This is a genomic window from Curvibacter gracilis ATCC BAA-807 (assembly GCF_000518645.1).
GTDB classification, from domain to species: domain Bacteria; phylum Pseudomonadota; class Gammaproteobacteria; order Burkholderiales; family Burkholderiaceae_C; genus Curvibacter; species Curvibacter gracilis.
Map to the genome: position 1 here is coordinate 170,427 of NZ_JADZ01000006.1, position 20,214 is coordinate 190,640.

Here is a 20,214-nt window from a genome sequence, read left to right on the forward strand (position 1 = left end):
ATTAATTCAAATTTAAAACGGTATTTATGATTTATCACTGGCTTCCAGCACCAGGGTATCGAGGGCCACGGCGGGAATGGGGCGGCTGAACAGGTAGCCCTGGAAGGCCTCGCAGCCATTGCGCATCAGGAAAGCGCGTTGCCCCTCGGTCTCGACGCCCTCGGCCACCACGGCCAGGCCCAGGCTGGCCGCCAGCGCAATGATGGTGCGGGCAATGGTGGCGTCGTTGGGGTCGGTGAGCACGTCGCGCACAAAGGACTGGTCGATCTTGAGCTGGTCCAGCGGCAGGCGTTTGAGGTAGCTGAGGCTGGAGTAGCCGGTGCCGAAATCATCCAGCGAGAAGCCCACGCCGCGCATCTGCAGCCGGGTCATCTTGGCGATGATGTCCTCGACATCGTTGAGCAGCAGGCTCTCGGTGAGCTCCAGCTTGAGCAGCTGGGGCTGCGCCCCGGTGTGCTCCAGCACGGCCACCACCGCCTCGACGAACGCCGGGTCGCGGAACTCGCGCGCACTGACGTTGACCGCCATGGTGAGGTGCGCCATGCGCGGGTTGCGGGACCAGCTGACGAGTTGGCGGCAGGCCGTTTGCAGCACCCAGCGCCCCAGCGGCAGGATCAGCCCGGTCTTCTCGGCCAGCGGGATGAACTCGGCCGGCGAGATGTGGCCGCGCTGCGGGTGGTTCCAGCGCACCAGGGCCTCCACCCCCAGGATGCGGCCACGCCCATCCACCACGGGTTGGTAGAGCAGACGGAACTCTCCGCGCTGCAGGGCCTGGCGCATGTCGGACTCCATGGCGGAGCGGGCGCTGACGGCCTCCTGCATGCCGGGGTCGAAAAAGCACAGGGTGTTGCGCCCGGCGGCCTTGGCCTGGTACATGGCCAGGTCGCCCCGCTTGAGCAGCTCATCCGGGGTGAGGCCCGCATCACTGAACAAGGCGATGCCGATGCTGGGCGTGCTGTGGTGCAGGCTGTCGCCGATCGGATAGGGTTGGTTGAGCGCCAGCAGGATCTTTTGTGCCACCCCCTCCGATGCGGCCACCGCCCCGGCCGGCTGCGGCCCCAGGTCGTCCAGCACCACCACGAACTCGTCGCCGCCCAGGCGCGCCACAGTGTCGTCGGGCCGCACGCAGGCCACCAGGCGGGTGGCCACCTGGCTCAACAGCTGGTCGCCCCGGTCGTGGCCCAGGGTGTCGTTGAGGTCCTTGAAATTGTCCAGGTCCAGGAACAGCAGCGCGCCGTGCCGCTCGCCATGTCCGCAGGCGCTCAGGGCATGGCCCAGGCGCTGCAACAGCAGGCGTCGGTTGGGCAGGCCGGTGAGTTCGTCATAGAAGGCCAGCCGCTCGATGATGGCCTCGTTGCGCTTGCGCTCGGTGATGTCGCGACCCACCCCCAGGTAGCCCTTGAACTGGCCCTGGGCATCAAAAAGAGGTGCGCCGCTGACCGACACCCAGCGCCCCAGGCCATCGCCGGCGCCGAAGCGCTGCATCTCAAAATCCTGAAAAGGTTCGTGGGCCTGCAGGGTGCGGCGATGCTCGGCCCACTGGGCCTCGGTCAGGTTGGGCGCATCGATTTCCCACCGGGTGCGGCCCAGCACCTGCGTGGACATCAACCCGCTGCGGCCATCGTGCTGGCCATCGATGCGCACAAAACGGAAGTCGGCGTCCTGCTCCCAATACCAGTCGGAGGACAGCAGGCTCAAATGACGCCAGCGCTCCTCGCTCAGGCGCAAGGCCTCCTGGGTGTCGACGTAGGGCGTGACGTCGTTGAACGTGCGCACCCAGCCGCCACCGGGCTGCGGACGCGAGCGGACCTCCAGCACACGGCCCGAGACCGTGCGCCGCAGGTACTGATCAGGCAGGTCACGGCCGTCGGTATGAGGATGGGCGACCAGGCCCGCCCGGGCCTCTGGCGAGAGCAGCTCATAGCCTGGCCCCAGATCGCCGCGCGCAACCTGGAACTGCAGCAACTCCTCCGCGGTCACCCCGGGACGCAACACAGGCTCGGGCACCTCCAGCAATTCCTGGAATCGGCGGTTGTAGAAACGCAACACGCCTTGCTCGTCAAAGCTCGCGATGCCCTGGCTGATGGTGTCCAGGGTCACCTCCAGGGCCCGGGTCTTCTGGGCGAGCTGTTCGGTGGCCTCGCGCAGTTGCTCCTGGGCCTGGCGGCGCTCCTGGCGCGCCCGCCAGGCCAGCAGCAACTGGCTGGCCGTGTTGAGCAGGGGCTCGAGCTCCACCAGGTCCGGGCTGGCCACCGCGGCCTCGAACACCAGGCCGACACAGGCCACCACACGGCCTGCCGAGGCCACCGGGATCACTTGCCAGCGCCGGTCGCCGATCTCGGTCTCGGCCGAGGCCTGCTGGACGCGACCCGGCGCCGCCCCTGGGCCCAGCACCTGCGCCATCCAGGCCGGGAAGGCCTGCGGCAGGGCGCCGACCAGGGCCTGCACGGACCACTGCGGCGCCTGCCCGGTGCCTGACACGCACTCGAACAGCCCCGCCGCCCGGGCACCGGTGATCTCGAGCACAAAGCCCATCATGCCCTCGAAGGCCGCGTGGGGTTCGGCATGCGCGATGAAGGCGCTCTGGGCCCGCGACAGGGCCTGCAAGAGCCGGTGCTGGCGGTTCAAGGCCACGTCGGCGCGATGGCGAGCCGTGACGTCCATGTAGGTGCCACTGATCAGCCTGGCCTGCCCTGTGGAGGTCCAATCGACCACCCGCCCCCGGCTGGCCACCCAGATCCAGTGCCCGTCGCGGTGGCGCATGCGGTACTCGGCTTCGTAGGCGGCCTGCGTGCCGGCCAGGTAGTCGTTCAAGGCATCCTGGACCAGGGCCCAGTCATCAGGGTGAACCAGACGCTGCCAGGTGTCGACCGTGTTCTGGGCCTGCGGGCCGTCCAGGCCCAGCATCTCCAGCCAGCGCTGGCTGAGCCGGACCTCTGCCGTGATCAGGTTGCGCTGCCAGAAACCCAGATCGGCCCCTTCCAGCGCCATCTCGGACAAGGCGGCAGATTGCTGGAAGGCCTGCTCCAGCCGCACCTTGTCGACCGCACTGAGCACCTGCCCCGGCACGGTGAGCAGGTAGCCCAGGCGGGCGTCCTGGATCAGGTAATCGGCAAAGCCCTCACGCAAGGCCCGGGCGGCCGCCCATTCGCCGCCTTCTTCGACCATGATCACCGCCGGGATCTGACCCAGCGCCGCCAGCAGGTCGAAGGCCGAACCATCGGGCAGCTGGCGGCCAACCAGGGCCACATCAAAGGCCCCCTGCTGCAGGTGGCCCTGTGCCTGGGCCACGGAGCCCGCCACCGCCACGTGCCAGGACGGATGCTCGCGTGCCAGCATGTCGCACAGGGCGCTGCGGTGCGCATCATCGCGCTCAATCAACAACAGGGCGATCGCCATAGGGTAGGGAGGGGCTGAGGCAGCCAGAGAAATCGAATGGGATTATGTGCGCGACTTTGAAACAGAAAGCAAGCGGCCCGGGGCGCGCCTGCGCCCCCAGGCCCTGCACCGGGCCAGGCGCCGAAGGCACGGCTTTGCGGGCAGAATGCGGGCCACATCGAACAGCCCCTTGCTTCCTGCGAAGCCCGCCAAGCCATGAACCGTGCCGAATCTTCGCTGCATGTCAGCCAATACCTGAAAGACCACATCCGGACCGTGCCGGACTGGCCCGCCCCGGGCGTGCAATTTCGCGACATCACCCCTTTGCTGCAGAACCCGCGGGTGTTCCGCGTGCTGATCGATGCCTTTGTGCACCGCTACCTGGACCCGGCGCTGCGCCCGGACGTGGTGGCCGGCCTGGACGCACGCGGCTTCATCCTGGGGGCCGTGGTGGCCTACGAGCTGAACGTGGGCTTTGTGCCCATCCGCAAGAAAGGCAAGCTGCCCTTCACCACGGTGGAGGAGACCTACGAACTGGAATACGGCAGCGCCACGGTGGAGTTGCACACCGACGCCGTCAAGCCCGGTGACCGGGTGCTGCTGATCGACGACCTGATTGCCACCGGCGGCACCATGATGGCGGGGCGCCGCCTGCTGGAGAAACTGGGCGCCGTGGTCACGGAGGGGGCGGCCATCGTCGACCTGCCGGAGCTGGGCGGATCACAACGGCTGGTGGACAGCGGACTGCCGCTGTTCACACTGGTGGATTTCGAAGGCCACTGAAGCCCGGCGGCGCCGGGCCCAGGCTCAGAGCGCGAACACGCTCTTACAGATCGCCGTACTGGGTATTGCTCAGGGCCTGGGGGCGGGAGTCCTCGGGATCGTGTCCGGGGATTCTTTCCGTGTCTTCAAACCCCGTGGGCTGGGCGGGCATGCGTGGCCCGCTTTGCAGCGTCTGCCCGACCGTGGGCTGGGCCGCGCCGATCTCGGCCAGGGCCTTGTGGAAGGCGGCCACCTCGTCCGACTGGATGGGCTCGAAGCGTGGCGCAGCATGGGACACCTCTGACGCTTGGGGTGCCAAAGGCACCGGCGCATGGACCGCCTGGGCCACCGCCGCCCGGCGCTCGGGCGACAGGCCGGTCGAGACATGGTTGTTGAGGCGCCAGTACACCGCCGTGACCAGGATCTGGTGTCGGGCCCTGGCCGTCTGGGCCAGCAGCACTTCGATCTCGCTCAGGCGCATGTTGTCGCTGGTGACGTCGGGCGAGATGTCCATCATCACCAGGAACTGACGCCCGTGCGGGTCCAGCGACAGCACCTTGAACTTGTAGCGCGAAGACAGCACCCCGACTCGGGCCATGGTGTCGCGCACCACGCCGTAGAGCAATTCGCGACGGCCGTGCCGCTCGCTCTTGCGCTGCGGGGTCTGCGCCTCATGGGCCGGGGCTTCCGGCCTGGGCTTGTCTTTGGGGGGCGGGGTATGGCCGGGTCGGGGGTGCAGCGGGCGGGTGTGGTCCATGTGCTGCAGACCCGAGGAGTCAGGCAGGGCACGCGGGGGCTTTTTGCCAAACAGCCACGCAAGCAGGGACATCGACGCATTCCTTTACAAAGTGCTCAAGGGTATCCCGAAAACCTGACTTGGCGATGAAAAGTGGGCGAACTCAAGTGCTGGCCACGCGGCGGCGCCGCTGGCGCATGCGCCGCGCCATGACCGATCCCAGGGCCAGGCTCAAGGCCAGGGCCAGCGCCGGCTGGCGGTTGGCCAGCTCGGCAAAGCGCAAGGGATTGAGCGCCCACAACTGACAGGCGTTGTTCGCCTGCACGGTGGCGCTGCGGGGTTGGTGGGAGAAGAAGGCGCCCTCGCCCACCACCGAGCCGGCCCCCACCATGGCCAGGCGCAAACGGCCCTTGTCGTCCTCCAGGTGCACGCTGAGCGTGCCACTCTCCACAAGGAACAGCGTGCGGTCGAGCACGTCCTTGTGAAACAGCACCTCCCCGGAGGCCAAGGCCAGGGGCTGCAGGTAGGCGGCCAGGGTGTCCCATTGCAGGGCCGACAGGTTCAGCTCCAGACGGTCTTCTGGCGGCGCGTGGGCCAGGGCCGCCAACAGGCCCTGGAGATCGGTTTTGGCAACAGCGGGCAAGGGTGGAAACATGATGCGTCGAAGTTAACGCCGTCCCCCAAAGCGCACAAGACAAGCGGCGCCTCGACGCACATTAAGAAACAATTGTTTCAAACACTCAAACAGGAGGCGCGATCAACGCCTGGGTGGCGGCAGGAAGGTCGGCGGGCCAGGGCAGGCCCAACTCCCGCGCGATCAGCAGCTTGAGGGCCAGGGTGTCGAAGAACTGCCCGGCCAGGGCCTGGTGGTGGTGCTGCAGGCGCGGCAGGTCGATCTGCCCGGCCTGGATCTCGAGGGTGGCCAGCAAGGCGGCGGCGGCATCCTGGCCTGGCACCAGGGCCGACTGCGCCAGGGTCAGGGCCGTGGGCAGGTCGCCCGTGAGTTCGGCCAGGCGGGCGCTGACGCGCAGGCGCTCGCTCAGCGCGGCCGCCGGGGCCTGGGGGCCGGCCTGCATGGCGCCGATGGCCTGGGCGGCCGCCACCCATTCACACTGGGCCAGCAGGATTTCGACGCCTTCGCCCTCCAGCGCCGCCCGCTGCAGCGGCGTGGCGCTGCGCAAGCCTTGCTGGACATGGGCCTGGGCCTGCGTGAAATCACCCTGCTGGCGGTCCATCCAGGCCAGCCACCAGCAGGCCTGGGCCGGGCTGGCCTGGGGATCGGTCTGCCAGGCCGCGTGGTGGGCCTGGGTCGGCGCGGCCAGGTAGCGCAGCAGGCTGTGGCGCGCCGGCGCCCACTCCCCGGCGCGCGCCCAGGCGCAGCCCGCGGTGAAGTCGAACACCGGGCCATGCAGGTCGAGCAGGCGCTGGCAGACCCGGGCAGCTTCCAGCAGGCGCCCCTGGTTCACCCAGGCCTCGACGGTGCGGGCCAGCAGCTGGGGCAGAAAGGGCAGGGCGCTTTGCTCGGCCACTGGCCGTTGCAGCACCCGCTCGAGGGTGGCCTGCAGCAGGGCCGCCTGCTCAGCCTGCTGGTGGGCCGGCAGCGAGATGGCGAGCTTGTAGGCCGGGTAGAGGGCATCGGGCGACTCGTCGTGCACCCGCTGCAGCAGGGCGAGGTTGCGCGCGCGCTTGCGTTCACGCTCGCTGGCCTGCACGTAGCCGTGGTCGCACAGGCGGACACCGGCCTCGGGCCAATGGCTGCTGCCGATGGCCAGCAGGCTGTCGGCCACATCCTCATGCACCCGGCCCTGGAAGCGGATGCGGGCATCGCGCCGGAACAGCCGCAGTTGCGGAAACGACTGCAACACGGCCAGCGCACGCCCGTCCTTCAAGGGGTTGGCCCGGTCATCGGCCGCCGCCGTGAGCAGCTCGATGGTGACCATCTGGGCCAGCACGTCCTGGCGTTGCAGGGCCTGCTCCAGCGCGGGCAGGCTGGCCGGGTCGAGCTGCTGGTCGGCGTCCAGGCACAGCACCCAGTCGCCGGTGGCGGCCTGCAGGGCCACGTTGCGGGCGCGTGCAAAGTCATCACACCAGGCAAAGTGCAGCACCCGGGCGCCCAGGGCCTGGGCGATCACTGCGCTGTCGTCGGTGCTGCCGGTGTCGACCACGATCAGCTCCTGGGCCACGCCCTGCACCGAGCCCAGGGCGCCCGGCAGGTTGGCGGCCTCGTCGCGGACGATCATGCACACGCTCAGGCGTGGGCGCTGTGGGGGAATAGAAGTGGGCATGGCGGAGCAGGGCGGTGAGAGGGCTCCAGTCTAGGGCGAGCACGGCACGCCGATGCCCGGGACAGACGGCACAGTGCCGTCTTATTTGCCGATGCAGAACTTGGAGAAGATCACGCCCAGCAGATCGTCGGGGGTGAATTCGCCGGTGATCTCGTTCAACGCGCCCTGGGCCAGACGCAGTTCTTCGGCCAGCAAGTCCAGCGCCTGGGCCTGGGCGCCCAGGCAGGCCTGGGCCTGATCGAGGTGATCCTGCACCCGCAACAGCGCCTGCACATGGCGCTCGCGGGCGATGTAGACGCCCTCGGGGGCCGACTGCCAGCCGGCCACCTGCAGCAGTTGCTGGCGCACCAGGTCCAGGCCCTGGCCGGTACGGGCCGACAGCCTCAGGCCCGACGGGGCCCGGTCGGCCGACTCGGCGGCCTGGTCGAGCTTGTTCCAGACATGCAGCACCGGCACCCGAGTCGCCAGGGTGCTGGCCAGTGTGTCGGCAATGGCCTGATCGGCCGCCTGGTAGTCGGCTTGCTCGGCGCGGGTCAGGTCGTGCAGAAAGAGCACCGCATCGGCGGCGGCAATCTCGCCCCAAGCACGCTCGATGCCGATGCGTTCGACCTCGTCGTGGCTGTCGCGCAGTCCGGCCGTGTCGATCACGTGGATGGGTACGCCCTCGATCTGGATGGTCTGCTCGACCTTGTCGCGGGTGGTGCCGGCGATCGGGGTGACGATGGCCAACTCGGCCCCGGCCAGGGCATTGAGCAAAGAGGACTTGCCGGCGTTGGGCTGGCCCGCGATCACCACCTTGATGCCCTCGCGCAGCAAGGCGCCCTGGCGGGTGCGCTGCTGCACGCGCTGCAGGCTGGCACGCAGGCGGTCCAGTTGGCCCTGGGCATCGGCTTTTTGCAGAAAGTCGATTTCCTCTTCGGGAAAGTCCAGGGTCGCCTCGACCAGCATGCGCAGGTGGATCAGCGCATCGCGCAGTTGCTGCACCTCGCGCGAGAACTCGCCCGACAACGAACGCCCGGCGCTGCGCGCCGCGGCCTCGGTGCTGGCATCGATCAGGTCGGCGATGGCCTCGGCCTGGGCCAGATCGATCTTGTCGTTCAGAAAGGCACGCTGGGTGAACTCGCCCGGCTGGGCCACCCGCAGACCCGGCAGGCGCGGCTGCCCGGTGGCAGGGTCGATCTCGGCACCCGCCTGCAGGCAGCGCGCCAGCAGCAGCTGCAGCACCACGGTGCCGCCGTGCGCCTGCAGCTCCAGCACGTCTTCGCCGGTGTAGGAGTTCGGCGCCGGAAAGTGCAGCGCCAGGCCATGGTCGATGGGCTGGCCTTGGGCATCGCGCAAGGGCAGGTAGGTGGCCTCACGCGGGCGCAGGGCGCGCCCGCACAGGGCCTGCACCAGCGGCCTGACGTCGGGACCACTGATGCGCACAATGCCCACGGCACCACGCCCGGGGGCGGTGGCAATGGCAACGATGGGGTCGGATTGGCGGGCCAGCATGGTGGGGCTCTTTCATCAAAAAAGGCCGGCCAATCAGGGCCTGTTGACACTGATTTCGCCGGTGCGAAGCCGGCTGGCCAAGCGCCAATCAAGGCGCGTGTCGCAGCCCAGACCGGGCGTCTGGGCAAGGCACGCAACGCCGAGTGGCGCTTGGCCAGCCGGCTTCCCTTCGGGTTGGAGCCCAAAAGGCCGATCGCTGCGTTGCCAATCCTCGCTGGGTCACCGACCCAGCTGCGGTTGGCGCCTTGCGCTAGGCCTTTTGGACCTCCAACGCATCCGGCGAAATCAGGGTTAACAGGCCCTAGCGCTGGACGGCCTCGATCGAACCGAAGTTCAGGGCTGGGCTCAGTTCACGCCGAGCCGCTTGTTGATCACCCATTGCTGGGCGATGGACAGGATGTTGTTGGTGATCCAGTACATCACCAGACCGGCCGGGAAGGCAAAGAACATCACGCTGAAGACCAGGGGCATGATCCACATCATCTTGGCCTGCATCGGGTCCGGCGGGGTGGGGTTGAGCCAGGTCTGCAGCAGCGAGGTGCCGGTCATGATGACGGGCAGGATGTACAGCGGGTCTTTGGCCGACAGATCGGTGATCCACAGAATCCAGGGCGCGTTGCGCATCTCGACGCTGGACAGCAGCACCCAGTACAGCGCAATGAACACCGGGATCTGGATCATGATGGGGAAGCAGCCACCCATGGGGTTGACCTTTTCCTCGCGGTAGATGCGCATCATCTCCTGCTGCATCTGCTGTGGCTTGTCTTTCAGACGCTCACGCATCTCGGTGATCTTGGGATTGATCGCCTTCATCTTGGCCATGCTGGAGTAGGCCTTGGCATTGAGCCAGAAGAAAGCAGCCTTCAGCAGCACCACCAGGCCCACGATCGACCAGCCCCAGTTACCCAGCAGGCCATGGATCTTGTCGAGCAGCCAGTAAAGCGGCTTGGCCAGGATGGTCAGCCAGCCGTAGTCCTTGACCAGTTCCAGGCCGGGGCTCAGCGCTTCAAGCTTCTTTTCTTCCTCGGGGCCGGCGTAGAAGCGGGCTTCCAGCGATTGGCTCGCACCCGGAGCGATGCTGGGCAGGGTGGTGATCATGCCCACCGAGTACAGATTGGTGTCGACCTTGCGCATGAACAGATCGCGCTGCACGCCATCGGCCAGCAGCCAGGCGCTGGCAAAGTAATGCTGCACCATGGCAACGTAGCCATTAGCCGATTCCTTCTGGATGTCGGCCTTGCCGTTTTCGATGTCCTTGAATTCAACCTTCTGGTACTTCTTGGCTTCGGTGTAGGCGGCCGGGCCGGTGAAGGTGGAATAGAACGAGGACTCGCCTGGCGGCTTGTTGCCGTCGCGCACCAGCTGGAAGTAGATCTGCGGCGTCACGGCAGCGCTGCCGGTGTTCTGCACTTCGTGCTTCACGGCCATGTCATAGGCACCGCGGCGCAGGGTGTAGGTCTTGATCAGCTTCACGCCGCCCAGATCGGGCGACTCGAAGCGCACGCTGAGCTCGCTCTCACCGTCCTTGAGGGTACGGGGGCCGGGCACCACGTTCATCGGGGTCTTGTGGGTGGGGAAACCGCCACCGATCAGGCCGGTCTGCGCCACGTAGACGCGGTCCTTGCTGTCGTCCAGCAAGACGACGGCGCGGTCCTTGTGTTCGACGTCCGAGTACTTCAGCAGCTCGGCCTTGACCAAAGAGCCGCCCTCGCTGTCAAAAGTCAGCTTGAAGACGTCGGTGGTGACCTCCACCGATTGGCGGGGTGCCGGCGCAGCCACCGTGCCAGCCGCAGGCAGTTGGGCTGCTGCGTTGGTGGCAGCGGTGGGAACAGCCGCACTGCCAGCCACCGAGGGCTTGGCTGCGCCTTCTGCCGCGGCCGTGGCCGCAGGGGCGCTGGTCGGGAAGAACATGGCCTTGTTGCCGTTGTGGACCTGCCATTTGTCCCACAACAGGACCATGGAGAACCCGAAGATCACCCACAAGATGGTGCGGCGAATGTCGTTCATGAAGACTTCTTTTGCGAAGAATGTTGGGAAATGGGGGCACAGCCAGAGACACCCTCCAGCTTGAACAGCCGGGGACGCTCGGCGGGTACTGGATCGGCACCGCCGGCACACCAGGGGTGGCAGCGTACCAGACGCCGCAAGGTCAGGTAACTGCCGGCCGCAGCACCGTGCTGCTCCAGGGCCTGCAGGGAATAGACGGAACAGGTCGGTTCGAACCGGCAGGCCGAGCCCAGCCAGGGGCTCAACAAGAGGCGATACCCGCGCACCAGACCGATCAGCACACGCTTCAGCATGGCGTGGCTCCTGACTCTGCCGAAGCAGGAGCGGTGACCACTGGCGCAGGACGCGATGGCGACACGCAGGCGCGCCGGAACAATTGGTTCAGCTCGGCCCGCACGGCTTGACGCAGCACATCGGAAGTGGCGCTGACAAACTGCTTGCGGTCAAAGCCGGAGCGCAGACGCACCACATGGGCAGCGACCATCAAACGAGGCTCGAATTCGGCCCCCAGCGCGTAGATCTGGCGCTTGATGGTGTTGCGGGTCACGGCCCGCTTGGCCCAGCGCTTGGGCACCATGGCCCCCAGCCAGGGCTGCCCAGGAATCGATCCAGGAACGACAAAAAGAGCCTGATCATTTCGCGGTGGCGAAACATCAGGCCCTTCTTGAGGCCGAACCGGCGACGCGACAGCGTCGGCGGAGAGCACCAGGCGGTGCAAAGCAAAGTGCGGTGTGCGAGACACCGTACCGCCCGCCATCGCGGCCTGGAACTGCGGACGGGTTTTCAGCCGTTGCACGCGAGCAGCCCGGAGTTCACCAGGCAATGCCTGGCTTAGACAGCCAGACGCTTGCGGCCCTTGGCGCGGCGTGCGTTGATCACGGCACGACCACCACGGGTCTTCATGCGGACCAGGAAGCCATGGGTGCGGGCGCGACGGATTTTGGAAGGTTGGTAAGTGCGTTTCATGATGAATTCCTAGAGGTTCAGTTCTGGCCATTCGTTCATGCACTGCTCGTGCAACACCGCCAAACCCAAGCCTGACGACATCGCTGCAAACCGCGCCCAAACCAGGGGCCTTGTTCTAATCGCCCGACTCAAGCAAGCACCACAGTGTCTGCCGCATCGGGGAAACCCGCGATTATCGCAACATTTCATGACTGCGACAAGTACAAGCACATTTTGAAGGTCTTTGCCAGTTGCGACACCGCCCTCATGCGGGGGCAGGGGCTTCAGCCCTTCAGGTTGTGGATAACCATTTGACAAACTAGAATCCAGCCCGCTGTCCGCAATTGACTATCCACAGAAAACAGACCAAGAATGACCGAGGGAAACCTGAACAGCGCCACCGAGAGCGCATCCCCGAACGCAGGACACAGCCTCTGGCAGGCATGTATCGAGCAACTCGCCCAAGAACTGCCTGAACAGCAATTCAACACCTGGATCAAGCCCCTGGTGGCCCAGGCCCCGGACGACCTGTCCAAGATCACCATCTACGTCGCCAACCGCTTCAAGCTGGACTGGATCCGAGCCCAGTACGCGAGCCGCATCGCCCAGATGCTGGAGCGTTTGTACGGCCAGGCCGTGCCCATCGAGTTAGCGCTCACTCAGCGTGAACCTGCGGCCAGAGCTTACTCTGCCCCCTCGGCATCGATAGCGTCCGAGCCGCAGCAAGCCCCTGAGCCTGCTGCCCCCAGCGAAGACCCGGGCGCCAGCACCTTCAAGAACCGACTCAACGCCGCCCTGACCTTCGACACCCTGGTGGAGGGCACGGCCAACCGCATGGCGCGGGCCGCTGCCATGCATGTGGCTGGCACGCCCGGCCACCTGTACAACCCCTTGTTCATCTACGGCGGCGTGGGCCTGGGCAAGACCCACTTGATGCATGCGGTGGGCAACCGCCTGCTGGCTGACAAACCTGACTCGAAAGTTCTCTACATCCATGCGGAGCAATTCGTGTCGGATGTGGTTAAGGCCTACCAGCGCAAGGCTTTTGACGAGTTCAAGGAGCGTTATCACTCGCTTGATCTGCTGCTGATCGATGACGTGCAATTCTTTGCCAACAAGGACCGCACGCAAGAAGAGTTCTTCAACGCCTTCGAAGCCTTGCTGGCCAAAAAGTCGCACATCGTGATGACCAGCGACACTTACCCCAAGGGCCTGGCGGACATCCACGAGCGCCTCGTGTCGCGCTTCGACTCGGGCCTGACCGTGGCCATCGAGCCCCCCGAGCTCGAAATGCGGGTGGCGATCCTGATCAACAAATCCCGCGCCGAAGGCACCGAAATGCCCGAGGAAGTGGCGTTTTTCGTGGCCAAGAACGTGCGCTCGAACGTGCGCGAGCTCGAAGGCGCCCTGCGCAAGATCCTGGCTTACTCGCGCTTCAACCAGAAAGAGATCTCGATCCAGCTGGCCCGCGAGGCCCTGCGCGACCTGCTGTCGATCCAGAACCGCCAGATCAGTGTCGAGAACATCCAGAAGACGGTGGCCGACTACTACAAGATCAAGGTGGCCGACATGTACAGCAAGAAGCGCCCGGCCAGCATTGCCCGCCCGCGCCAGATTGCCATGTACCTGGCCAAAGAGCTGACCCAGAAGAGCCTGCCCGAGATCGGCGAGCTGTTTGGCGGCCGCGACCACACCACCGTGCTGCACGCCGTGCGCAAGATTTCCGGCGAGCGCCAGCAGCTGACCGAGCTCAACCAGCAGCTCCACGTGCTGGAGCAAACCCTGAAGGGCTGATGTGATGAAATGCGCACCAGCCCACACCGGGCCCCAAGAAGCCCGAACAAGCGGTGCCTTGACTCAAAAATGCCCCGAAAAACGGTGAAAATGGCGTGTTTCCAGGGAGGGCCTCGGGTCGGCGCTGTGCCGAGCCGCCCCGGCACCGGAATGTCGCTAGAAGCTGCTACTAAGAATTTGAACTAGAGGTTGACATGATCGTCCTGAAGGCCACACAAGACAAAGTCCTGTCGGTTCTGCAATCGGTTGCAGGCATTGTCGAGCGCCGCCACACCCTGCCCATCCTCGCCAACGTGCTGATCCGCAAGACCGGCAGCGCGCTGCAACTGACCACCAGCGATCTGGAAATCCAGATCCGCACCACCGCCGAGCTTGACGGCGACGCCGGCAACTTCACCACCACGGTGGGCGCTCGCAAGCTGATCGACATCCTGCGCACCATGCCGGGCGACCAGACCGTGAGCCTGGAATCGAGCCAGAACAAGCTGATCCTCAAGGGTGGCAAGAGCCGCTTCACCCTGCAGACCCTGCCGGCCGAAGACTTTCCGCTGGTGCAGGAGGCCGCCAACTTCGGCCCCGTGTTCAGCGTGCCGCAAAAGACGCTCAAGAGCCTGCTGGGCCAGGTGTCGTTTGCCATGGCCGTGCACGACATCCGCTACTACCTCAACGGCATTCTGTTCGTGGCCGAGGGCAAGACCCTCAGCCTGGTCGCCACCGACGGCCACCGCCTGGCCTTCGCCTCGGCCACCCTGGACGTGGAAGTGCCCAAACAAGAGGTGATCCTGCCGCGCAAGACCGTGCTCGAACTGCAACGCCTGCTGTCGGATGCCGAAGGCGGCATCGAAATGCAGTTTGCCAACAACCAGGCCAAGTTCAGCTTTGACGGCATGGAGTTCGTCACCAAGCTGGTCGAGGGCAAGTTCCCCGATTACAACCGCGTGATCCCCAAGGGCCACCGCAACAGCCTGACCCTGGGCCGCACCACCTTGCTGGCCAGCCTGCAGCGCACCGCCATCCTGACCAGCGACAAGTTCAAGGGCGTGCGCCTGAACCTCGAGCCCGGCACCCTGCGCATTGCCTCCAGCAACGCCGAGCAGGAAGAGGCGGTCGACGAACTCGACATCGACTACGGCGGCGACACCATCGAGATCGGTTTCAACGTCACCTACCTGATCGATGCCCTGGGCAACATGGACCAGGACATGGTGAAGATCGAGCTGTCCGACTCCAACAGTTCGGCCCTGGTCACCATCCCCGAAAACGACAGCTTCAAGTACGTGGTGATGCCGATGCGCATCTGAGGCCCCTCCAGCGGAACCAAGGCCTTGCGCACAACGCCACAACCCTGAACCCGACCCGCGCTGAACCAGCTGTGTTCTGCGCGGGTTTGGTCCATCAAGAGATTGAGAAAAACGCACCATGACCGAACCAAACAAGCCGCTGTCCGACGCTGAAACCAGCTCCAACGAAGCCTTCAGCGACCTGCCGCAGACCAAGATCGACACCAACCAGGCAGGGGCGTCCGAGGGCTATGGCGAAGGCGCCATCCAGATCCTCGAAGGCCTGGAGGCCGTGCGCAAGCGGCCCGGCATGTACATCGGCGACACCTCGGACGGCACCGGCCTGCACCACCTGGTGTTCGAAGTGGTCGACAACTCGATCGACGAGGCCCTGGCCGGCCACTGCGATGACATCGTCGTCACCATCCACAGCGACAACTCCATCAGCGTCACCGACAACGGCCGCGGCATCCCCACCGGCGTGAAGATGGACGACAAGCACGAGCCCAAGCGCAGTGCCGCCGAAATCGCCCTGACCGAGCTGCACGCCGGCGGCAAGTTCAACCAGAACAGCTACAAGGTGTCGGGCGGCCTGCACGGCGTGGGCGTGAGCTGCGTGAACGCGCTGTCCAAGTGGCTGCGCCTGACCGTGCGCCGCGAAGGCAAGGTGCATGAGATCGAGTTCGCCAAGGGCTTTGTGCAGAACCGCCTGCTCGAGACCGTCGACGGCTTCGAGGTCTCGCCCATGAAAGTCACCGGCGCCACCGAAAAGCGCGGCACCGAGGTGCACTTCCTGCCCGACACCGAGATCTTTCAGCAGAACAACGATTTCCACTACGAAATCCTGTCCAAGCGCCTGCGCGAGCTGAGCTTCCTGAACAACGGCGTGCGCATCCGCCTGAAGGACGAGCGCAGCGGCAAGGAAGACGACTTCTCGGGCGCCGGCGGCGTGCGTGGCTTTGTTGAATTCATCAACAAGGGCAAGCAGGTGCTGCACCCCAACATCTTCTACGCCCACGGCGAACGCCCCGCCGAAACCTACGGTGGCATTGCCGGCACCCACATCGGGGTGGAAGTGGCCATGCAGTGGAACAGCGGCTACAACGAAAGCGTGCTGTGCTTCACCAACAACATCCCCCAGCGTGACGGCGGCACCCACCTCACCGGCCTGCGCGCCGCGATGACCCGCGTCATCAACAAGTACATCGAAGAGCAAGAGCTGGCCAAGAAGGCCAAGGTTGAAGTCAGCGGCGACGACATGCGCGAAGGCCTGTGCTGCGTGCTCAGCGTCAAGGTGCCCGAGCCCAAGTTCAGCAGCCAGACCAAGGACAAGCTGGTGTCCAGCGAAGTGCGCGCCCCGGTCGAAGACATCGTCAGCAAGCTGCTCACCGACTACCTGCAGGAGCGCCCCAACGACGCCAAGATCATCTGCGGCAAGATCATCGAAGCCGCCCGCGCCCGTGAAGCCGCCCGCAAGGCCCGCGAAATGACCCGCCGCAAAGGCGTGCTCGACGGCATGGGCCTGCCCGGCAAACTGGCCGACTGCCAGGAAAAAGACCCCGCGATGTGCGAAATCTACATCGTCGAGGGTGACTCCGCCGGCGGCTCGGCCAAGCAAGGCCGCGATCGCAAATTCCAGGCCATCCTGCCCCTGCGCGGCAAGATCCTGAACGTCGAAAAAGCCCGCTACGAGAAGCTGCTCACCAGCAACGAAATCCTCACCCTGATCACCGCCCTGGGCACCGGCATCGGCAAGGCCGGTGGCAGCACGGGCGGCGACGACTTCAACGTCGCCAAGCTGCGCTACCACCGCATCATCATCATGACCGACGCCGACGTTGACGGCGCCCACATCCGCACCCTGCTGCTCACCTTCTTCTACCGCCAGATGCCTGAGCTGGTCGAACGCGGCCACATCTACATCGCCCAGCCGCCGCTCTACAAAGTCAAAGCCGGCAAGGAAGAGCTGTACCTCAAGGATGGCCCCGCACTCGACGGCTTCCTGCTGCGCATCGCCCTCAAGGACGCCAGCATCAGCACCGGCGGCGCCGCCCCGCAAACCCTCAGCGGCGACACCCTGGCCGAACTGGCCCGCAAACACCAGATCGCCGAAAGCGTGATCGCCCGCCTGAGCAACTTCATGGACGCCGAGGCCCTGCGCGCCATCGCCGACGGCGTGGCCCTGAACCTCGACAGCGTGGCCGATGCCGAAGCCAGCGCCGTCGCCCTGCAGGCCAAGCTGCGCGAGCTGACCACCACCGGCGTGCCCGCCGAAGTGGCCGGCGAATTCGACGCCCGCACCGACAAGCCCGTGCTGCGCATCAGCCGCCGCCACCACGGCAACATCAAGAGCAGCGTGCTCACGCAAGATTTTGTGCGCGGAGCCGACTACGCCGCACTGGCCGAAGCCGCCGAAACCTTCAAGGGCCTGCTCTCCGAAGGCGCCAAGGCCACCCGCGGCGAAGGCGAACGCCAGAAGGAAGAAAAAGTTGCCGACTTCCGCCAGGCCATGAAGTGGCTCATCGCCGAAGCCGAACGCACCACCAGCCGCCAGCGCTACAAGGGCCTGGGCGAAATGAACCCCGAGCAGCTCTGGGAAACCACCATGGACCCCAACGTGCGCCGCCTGCTGCGCGTGCAGATCGACGACGCCATCGAAGCCGACCGCGTCTTCACCATGCTCATGGGCGACGAGGTGGAACCGCGCCGCGACTTCATCGAGACCAATGCGCTGCGGGCGGGGAATATTGACGTTTGAGGTGTCTGATCACACGCCAGGTGCAACCCGTGGCAAGTCCATGAAGCGCTTGCACTCCAAAAAATGAAATGGCCCGGAATCACCGGGCCATTTTTTTACTTGAGACGATGCTGGTTCAAGCGCAGGGCTAGCGCCGCCCCTCCAGCACCAAGCGGGTGGCCAATCCCGCCAGCACGGTGCCCATCAACCAGCGCTGCACCCGCTGCCAGGTGGGACGGGCCGCCAGAGCGACCGCGGCGGAGCCGGCCAGCAGGGCCACCATGGCATTGACGCTGAGGCTCACCACGATCTGCGTGAAGCCCAGCACCAGGGATTGCAGCAGCGGGCTGCCATGTTCGGGCTCGATGAACTGCGGCAGCAGAGACAAATAGATCATCGCGATCTTGGGGTTGAGCAGGTTGGTGATGAACCCCATGGCGAACAGCTTGCGCGGGCTGTCCTTGTTCAACTGGCGTATTTCGAATGGCGAGCGCCCGCCTGGTTTGACAGCCTGCCAGGCGAGATAGAACTGATAGAAAGCACCGCCCATCCTCAAGGCGTCATAGGCAAAAGGCACCGCCATCAGCAAGGCCGTGATCCCCAATGCGGCAAACACCATGTAGAACACAAAGCCGAGTGCGACCCCGCCCAGGGAAATCAGTCCGGCCCCTCGCCCCTGGCAGATGGAACGCGAGATGATGTAGACCATGTTCGGCCCAGGCGTGAGCGCCATGCCCAGCGAGATGAGGCCGAAAGCAAACAAACTGGAAATTTCTGGCATGGGCAGATCCTGTATCAGGGCAAAGCGCTTGAGCTGGGGTGTGAAGCCCCAGCATAGGAACAGACCCTGCACCTGAAAAGATACAGATCCACTCAGATGGGCGCGATACAGCGCTCCCAGACCGACCTCTCGGCGTCACCTGCTCTCGAGGCCCCACCAAAGCCATCACACAACGGCAGCTTCAAGGCGCCTGGCCCGGCGCAGGCTCCGATGGAGCCCGCGCAGGCCATTCACAGCCCTGTCACCCTGGCTGTTTAGCCTGCGAGTCCCTATGGATACTCTCAGAAAGCCCCTCGATATGCTGGCCAAACCCCGCCTTGCCGTTCTCCAGACCGGCCTCTTGTTGAGCCTGAGCTGCCTGCTTTCGGCTTGCGGTGGCTCGGATGGTGGCGCCAATCCGCGCACCTATTACCAGACCAAAACCCCTTACGCGCCACAGCAGGATGCCACGAGCTACGAGGCGCCCCCCAGTGGCTTCAACGCCGTCTACACCGGCCTGCTCGCACGTCATGGCTCACGGGGGCTGTCCAGCCTGAAGTACGACCTGGCGGTCTACAACATGTGGAAGAAGGCCTCGGATGACGGCGCACTGACCGCCCTGGGCGCACAGTTGGGGCCGGATGTGCTGAAGATCATGAAGGCCAACTTCTTGCTGGGCTATGGCGTGAGCGGCATCACGACGCCCGGCTACGGCAACGAGACCCAACTCGGCATCACCGAGCACACCCAGCTGGCCCAGCGTCTGATCAATCGTCAATCGGCACTCTTTGAGTCCGCAGCCAGCGCCGCCTCCAGCAACCCGCGCAAGATCGTCGTGGTGACCTCGGGGGTGGATCGTGCCGTCGACAGCGGCGCCTTCTTCGTCAAGTCGATGCTGGCCACCAAGCCCGCGTTGAGCAGCCTGGTCAGTTACCCGCCTGCGCCATCCCCCTACCCAGAAGGCGGCACGCCGATTGCGCAGCCCGATGGCACCAATCGGTTTCTGCTGTACTTCCACAAACTGGTGGCCAAGACCGACAAGGTGAGCAACACAGCCAATCCGCTGTACACCACCTACCAGGACAGCCAAGCCTTCCAGACCTGGTTGAACGACAGCGATCTGGCCGCCAAGCAGGCCGCCATCCTGGCCGACAGCGCAGCCCAGACGGCGGGTCGCGCGGTGTTGGAGCGTTTGTTCACCAAGGCTTTCGTCGACAAGATCGCAGCGGGCACTTACAGCTTCGCCAACACCGGCAGCATGACCTTCAGCAGCGACGACGGCAAGTTCACCAGCACCCTGAGCGGCGACGGCAAAACCGGTATCACGGACCTGGCCAGTGGCGGCTCGCTCATCTATGAGCTGTATGCGATCGCCCCCGCCATGAAGGCCGAGGCCAATGTCGACTTCACGACCTACATGCCTGAGAACCAGGCACGCTACTTTGCCTACCTGCAGGATGCCTCCGACTTCTACAAAATGGGGCCGAGCATCACCGAAAAAGGCAGCGTGACCTGGAAGATGGCCCAGATCCTCGAAGACGACTTCTTCAATGAAGTCGATGCCATTGCCAGCGGCAAATTGACCAACGTCGCCAAGCTGCGCTTTGCCCACGCGGAGATCGTGATCCCGTTCGCCTCAAAAATGGGATTGAAGAACGTTCTCCAGCAGCAAGCGCTGTCCACGATGTACACCTACGACAACAACCCCTGGCGCGGCGAGTATGTGTCTCCCATGGCCGCCAACATGCAGTGGGACGTGGTGCGCAACAGCGCGGGCACGGTGTTGGTGAAGATGCTCTACAACGAGAAGGAAACCGACTTCAAAGCGGCTTGTGATGGTGCGCGCTATGCCGCAGGCAGCCACTATTACGACTACACAAAACTCAAGACGTGTTACGGCCACGTCAGCAACTGAGTCATCCGATCCGCGGAGCCGGCCCCGGCAACACCCCATGGCGTTTGTCACCGCCAAGGCACTGTGCTGTAATAAATTGCAGGTCAGGCACGACTCACGCGAGACAAAGGTCGGCCCGACG

General features: G+C 65.2%; 15 protein-coding genes. 5 read left to right on the plus strand and 10 right to left on the minus strand.

Annotated features, from left to right (window positions below; genetic code table 11):
• Window positions 1-24 precede the first annotated feature (24 nt).
• A complete protein-coding gene (locus L880_RS36730) occupies window positions 25-3,399 on the minus strand; it encodes an EAL domain-containing protein (protein ID WP_084461049.1) in 3,375 nt (1,124 codons plus the stop codon).
• A 195-nt stretch (window positions 3,400-3,594) separates the two neighbouring features.
• On the opposite strand from L880_RS36730, the gene L880_RS0105475 reads away from it, so the two are divergent.
• Window positions 3,595-4,161 carry an adenine phosphoribosyltransferase gene (locus L880_RS0105475; RefSeq protein ID WP_019573785.1) on the plus strand — a complete coding sequence of 189 codons (567 nt, stop codon included), beginning with the start codon at window positions 3,595-3,597 and terminating at the stop codon, window positions 4,159-4,161.
• 43 nt (window positions 4,162-4,204) lie between these two features.
• On the opposite strand, the gene L880_RS0105480 is transcribed toward L880_RS0105475, so the two are convergent.
• From L880_RS0105480 to rpmH, 8 genes are all read right to left on the minus strand, one after another.
• The gene (locus L880_RS0105480; RefSeq protein WP_027474821.1) at window positions 4,205-4,969 is read right to left on the minus strand and encodes a hypothetical protein; all 765 of its coding nucleotides are present in this window, start codon (window positions 4,967-4,969) and stop codon (window positions 4,205-4,207) included.
• 70 nt (window positions 4,970-5,039) lie between these two features.
• Window positions 5,040-5,531, minus strand: coding sequence for a Crp/Fnr family transcriptional regulator (locus L880_RS0105485; protein WP_027474822.1), 492 nt, complete (start codon window positions 5,529-5,531; stop codon window positions 5,040-5,042).
• Between the two features lie 85 nt (window positions 5,532-5,616).
• The gene (locus tag L880_RS34230; protein WP_051443085.1) at window positions 5,617-7,116 is read right to left on the minus strand and encodes a glycosyltransferase family 2 protein; all 1,500 of its coding nucleotides are present in this window, start codon (window positions 7,114-7,116) and stop codon (window positions 5,617-5,619) included.
• A 126-nt stretch (window positions 7,117-7,242) separates the two neighbouring features.
• On the minus strand, window positions 7,243-8,655 hold the full coding sequence (mnmE, locus tag L880_RS0105495) for a tRNA uridine-5-carboxymethylaminomethyl(34) synthesis GTPase MnmE (RefSeq protein ID WP_027474823.1): 1,413 nt from the start codon (window positions 8,653-8,655) through the stop codon (window positions 7,243-7,245).
• 345 nt (window positions 8,656-9,000) lie between these two features.
• Window positions 9,001-10,662 (minus strand): membrane protein insertase YidC, encoded by a 1,662-nt coding sequence (yidC, locus tag L880_RS0105500; RefSeq protein WP_027474824.1) that lies wholly within the window; start codon window positions 10,660-10,662, stop codon window positions 9,001-9,003.
• Complete coding sequence (yidD, locus tag L880_RS0105505; protein WP_027474825.1) at window positions 10,659-10,955, minus strand: membrane protein insertion efficiency factor YidD; 297 nt, start codon at window positions 10,953-10,955, stop codon at window positions 10,659-10,661. The genes yidC and yidD overlap by 4 nt, the downstream gene beginning before the upstream one ends.
• Complete coding sequence (locus L880_RS34235) at window positions 10,949-11,458, minus strand: ribonuclease P protein component (protein WP_051443086.1); 510 nt, start codon at window positions 11,456-11,458, stop codon at window positions 10,949-10,951. The genes yidD and L880_RS34235 overlap by 7 nt, the downstream gene beginning before the upstream one ends.
• Before the next feature lie 35 nt (window positions 11,459-11,493).
• Window positions 11,494-11,628, minus strand: a complete 135-nt coding sequence (rpmH, locus tag L880_RS0105515) for a 50S ribosomal protein L34 (RefSeq protein WP_006299042.1) — start codon at window positions 11,626-11,628, stop codon at window positions 11,494-11,496.
• A gap of 351 nt (window positions 11,629-11,979) precedes the next feature.
• Between rpmH and dnaA the strand changes: the two genes are divergently transcribed.
• The 3 genes from dnaA to gyrB all read left to right on the plus strand — a co-directional run bounded on the left by dnaA (window position 11,980) and on the right by gyrB (window position 17,439).
• Complete coding sequence (gene dnaA / locus L880_RS0105520) at window positions 11,980-13,401, plus strand: chromosomal replication initiator protein DnaA (RefSeq protein WP_051443087.1); 1,422 nt, start codon at window positions 11,980-11,982, stop codon at window positions 13,399-13,401.
• Window positions 13,402-13,595: 194 nt separating this feature from the next.
• The gene (gene dnaN / locus L880_RS0105525; RefSeq protein ID WP_019573776.1) at window positions 13,596-14,702 is read left to right on the plus strand and encodes a DNA polymerase III subunit beta; all 1,107 of its coding nucleotides are present in this window, start codon (window positions 13,596-13,598) and stop codon (window positions 14,700-14,702) included.
• A gap of 181 nt (window positions 14,703-14,883) precedes the next feature.
• Window positions 14,884-17,439 (plus strand): DNA topoisomerase (ATP-hydrolyzing) subunit B, encoded by a 2,556-nt coding sequence (gene gyrB, locus L880_RS0105530; protein WP_425387278.1) that lies wholly within the window; start codon window positions 14,884-14,886, stop codon window positions 17,437-17,439.
• A 127-nt stretch (window positions 17,440-17,566) separates the two neighbouring features.
• On the opposite strand, the gene L880_RS0105535 is transcribed toward gyrB, so the two are convergent.
• Window positions 17,567-18,199, minus strand: a complete 633-nt coding sequence (locus L880_RS0105535; protein ID WP_027474828.1) for a LysE family translocator — start codon at window positions 18,197-18,199, stop codon at window positions 17,567-17,569.
• A 298-nt stretch (window positions 18,200-18,497) separates the two neighbouring features.
• Here L880_RS0105535 and L880_RS0105540 point away from each other — a divergent pair, with 298 nt between their 5' ends.
• On the plus strand, window positions 18,498-20,093 hold the full coding sequence (locus L880_RS0105540) for a histidine-type phosphatase (protein WP_027474829.1): 1,596 nt from the start codon (window positions 18,498-18,500) through the stop codon (window positions 20,091-20,093).
• Window positions 20,094-20,214 lie beyond the last annotated feature (121 nt).